The organism is Acidimicrobiales bacterium (assembly GCA_036273495.1).
In the GTDB taxonomy this organism is placed as follows: domain Bacteria; phylum Actinomycetota; class Acidimicrobiia; order Acidimicrobiales; family JAJPHE01; genus DASSEU01.
The window spans coordinates 1-3,372 of record DASUHN010000034.1 but is presented as its reverse complement, the minus strand read 5'-3'; the positions used below and the strand labels follow the sequence as shown (position 1 = coordinate 3,372).

Sequence of the window (3,372 nt, the reverse complement as noted above, 5' to 3'; positions counted from 1 at the left end):
TGCGCGCCGCCCAGGACCAGATGGGTGGGCCCCGTCCCGCACCCCCCCGGCAGGAGAAGGGGCGGGACAACCGGCCCGGATCCGCCGATCAGCCCGACTCGCATGCGCTCGGAGCGGCCGGTGCCGTGGGTGCGGCCCCCCCGGCGGCCCCGCCGGTCGATCCGGCCGGCCCGGCCCGGCCCGGTGCGGACGCGACGTCGTCCCCATCCGCGGCCACGGCCCCGGGTGGCGCGAGCGGATCCGCTGCCACCGGCGCCTCCGGTCCCGACGCCGATGGTGCTGCGCCGGCCGGCGCCGCCCCGAGCGGCTCGGCCCCCGCCTCGGGAGCGCAGGCCGCCGCGGGGGACTCCGCTGACCCCGCCGCGCCAGCGGTTGCCTCCGGCGGCGGCCTCTCCCTGCCGGCGGTACCCGGACCCGCGGACCCCGACGAAGCAGGAGCAGGCGCCATCCCCGCCGGCCTCCCGGTTTCCGACGCCGCTTCCGCCCCGCTCGTTCCCGATGGTCCCGCCGGCGTCGGGGGAGCGAAGGCCTCTCCTGCAGGCGGCGACGGCGGGCCCGACCCGGCCCCGGGAGCCTCTGCCGGCACCGGCCCGGCCGCGGCGGACGGCCCTGGCACCACCGATCCATCGCCCGGAGGTCCCGACCTGGCATCGGCGTCGACGGCAGGGAGCCCGGCCGGACCGGCTGCGACGCCCGGCGCCGTCTCTGGCCCGGGTACCACGAGCGACGGGTCGTCAGGTCTTCCCCGCCCCGGCCCGGCGCCGGCCGGGGGCTCCGCGCCGGCCGGCGCCGGGAGCGCTTCGGGCGCCGGCGCTCCGGCACCGGGACCCTCGACTCAAGACGCCGCAACCGCGCCCGCCGGGAGCGGGCCCGGACCTGGCGCCCAGGCGGGCGGCAAGGCCGCACCCGCATCCTCGCCGACGGTGTCCCCCGGTCAGACCGCTGCCGCCCCGGCCGTTCCCGACTCTTCCATTGCGGCTGCGTCCGGAAGCGGCGCACTGGCGGCACCGGGGGCACCCACTGCGGTGCAGCCCGCGACGGGAGCGGCTGTCCCGGCCGTGGCCCCCGTGCACGACCAGGTCGTCCAGGTGATCGCCCCTCTGCGCACCGGCCCAGACGGCACCTACTCCCTGACCCTGCAGCTCGAGCCCCAGGGCCTGGGCCGGGTCGTGGCCCATCTCGAAGTGGCCGGGGGGCAGGTCTCCCTGCACCTGTCGGCGGAGACCGCCGAGGGTCACAGCGCCCTCAGCGACGGCATGGACCGCCTGGCCCGGTCGCTGTCCCGTCCCGGGTCACCCGCCAACGTCCATCTCCGGAGCTGGGCGGGCGGCGGCGGAGCGCCGGGTCAGGGGTGGAGCGGACCGGCGCCCGACCAACGAGGCATGCGCTCCAGCCCATGGAGCATGACGGGACCGGACATCACGTCTGATCCCGACCCTGGACCTATCGCATCCGTCGACCCGGACCGCCTGGTCGACGTCCAGCTGTAGCCACGAGAGAGGAAGGTTATGACCCTCGACCCCATGAGCTCACTCAACTCCACGGCGGCGTTGGGCGCCACCGCGCCGTCGGGCTCGTCGACCGGCTCCGACTCGAGCAACCCCCTGCTCAAGATGAGCTCAGGCGACACCTTCTTGCAGCTGCTCGTGGCCCAGCTCAAGTACCAGGATCCGATGAACCCCGCCGACCCGACGCAGTTCATGTCCCAGACGGCGCAGATGTCGGAGGCCGCCAACATGTCGGCGTTGATGGACTCGGAGAAGTCGCTCCTCTCCGACATGGGCACGATGGCCTCGACATCGATGATCGGCAAGCAGGTCACCGCCAACCTGCCCAATGGCACACCCGTGACCGGCGTCGTCTCGTCGGTGGGGATCGAGTCCACCGGCCCGGTCCTGCACGTCGGCAGCGCCTCGGTCCCGCTGAGCGCGGTGACCGCGGTGACCGCGGTCAGCGCGCCGTCGACCAGCGGCGCCGCCACCCCGGCGACCGGCTCAGCCTCGTCGACCGATCCGGCCCCATCGTCCACTTCATCGACCCCGTCCAACTGACCCGCCCGTCAACCAAACGTTCCGCATTCCGACCTACCAACAAGGAGAACCTCACCGTGGAGTCACTTTCCGCCGCCATCAGCGGCATCGAAGCCAACCAGACGATGATCGACACGGTTGGCAACAACATCGCCAACGTCAACACCCCCGGCTACGCCGCGGTCGACGTGCAGTTCCAGGACCTGCTGAGCCAGCAGTTGAGCGGCGCCGGCGCCGCCACCCCGACGACCGGTGGTGTGAACCCGACGATCATCGGTTCAGGAACCCGAGTGGCGACCACCCGCACGTCCTTCGTCCAGGGTTCGCTGCAGCAGACCGGCCAGCCCACGGATGTCGCCATCCAGGGTCCCGGCTTCCTGATCGCGAACAAGGGAGGCTCGATCATGTACACCCGGGCGGGCAACCTCAGCCTCGACGCGCTCGGGCACCTCGTGACGTCCGACGGGGGCCTGATCCAGGGCTGGGCGGCCAATGCCTCGGGCGTAGTCAACGTGAACGGCCCCACCACCGCCCTGACCATCCCGCAGGGCCAGCTGTCGACCCCGGTGGCCACCCAGAACATCAACCTCACCGGGAACCTCGAGGCGTGGTCGGGGAGCGGCACCGCCAACCCGGTCACCATCTCCATCAACGCCTACGACGCCCTGGGGGCCGTGGTGCCGGTCACGCTCACCCTCACGCCCAAGGCGGGGGCGGCCGGCACATGGGATCTCCAGGGCTCCGTGCCGAATCCGGGTGGCGGCCCTGCGACCCAGCTGTGGGGCACCCCTCAGAGCCTCGTGTTCACCAACGGCCAGCTGGCCACGGTGAACGGGACCGCCGTTGCGGGTGCGACCTCCCTGGCCGTGACCACCATGCCCGCCGGTTACAACTGGGCCGGCGGGGCCACCTTGAGCGTGGACCTGCCGGCGCCGGGCACGACGTCCGCAGTCACCCAGCTGGCCAGCCCCAGCACCATGGAGGTCGGAAGCCAGGACGGGGTCCCGAGCGGTGGCCTGCAGTCGTTCAGCATCGGCCCCGACGGGACCATCTCCGGCACTTTCTCGAGTGGCACCACCCAGAAGCTCGGGCAGCTGGCCCTAGCCAGCTTCGCCAACAACGAGGGCCTGTTCAAGGCCGGAAACGGCTACTACCAGTCGACCGTCAACTCGGGGAACGCCCAGGTCGGAACGCCCGGCACGGGGGGGCGGGGCTCGACCGAGGGCGGCGCTCTGGAGACGTCCAACGTCGACCTGGCCAAGCAGCTGACCGACCTCATCGTGGCCCAGAACGCCTACCAGGCCAATACCAAGGTGCTGACCACCTCCGACCAGGTGCTCCA

Annotated in this window: 3 protein-coding genes; all 3 read left to right on the top strand. The window is 72.8% G+C overall.

Going from position 1 to position 3,372, the window contains the following annotated elements; translation table 11 throughout:
* Positions 1-1,058: 1,058 nt before the first annotated feature.
* The gene (locus tag VFW24_01460; GenBank protein ID HEX5265416.1) at positions 1,059-1,490 is read left to right on the top strand and encodes a flagellar hook-length control protein FliK; all 432 of its coding nucleotides are present in this window, start codon (positions 1,059-1,061) and stop codon (positions 1,488-1,490) included.
* An 18-nt stretch (positions 1,491-1,508) separates the two neighbouring features.
* On the top strand, positions 1,509-2,051 hold the full coding sequence (locus VFW24_01455; GenBank protein HEX5265415.1) for a flagellar hook capping FlgD N-terminal domain-containing protein: 543 nt from the start codon (positions 1,509-1,511) through the stop codon (positions 2,049-2,051).
* A gap of 56 nt (positions 2,052-2,107) precedes the next feature.
* On the top strand, positions 2,108-3,372 hold a 1,265-nt coding region (locus VFW24_01450; GenBank protein ID HEX5265414.1), incomplete at its 3' end, for a flagellar hook protein FlgE.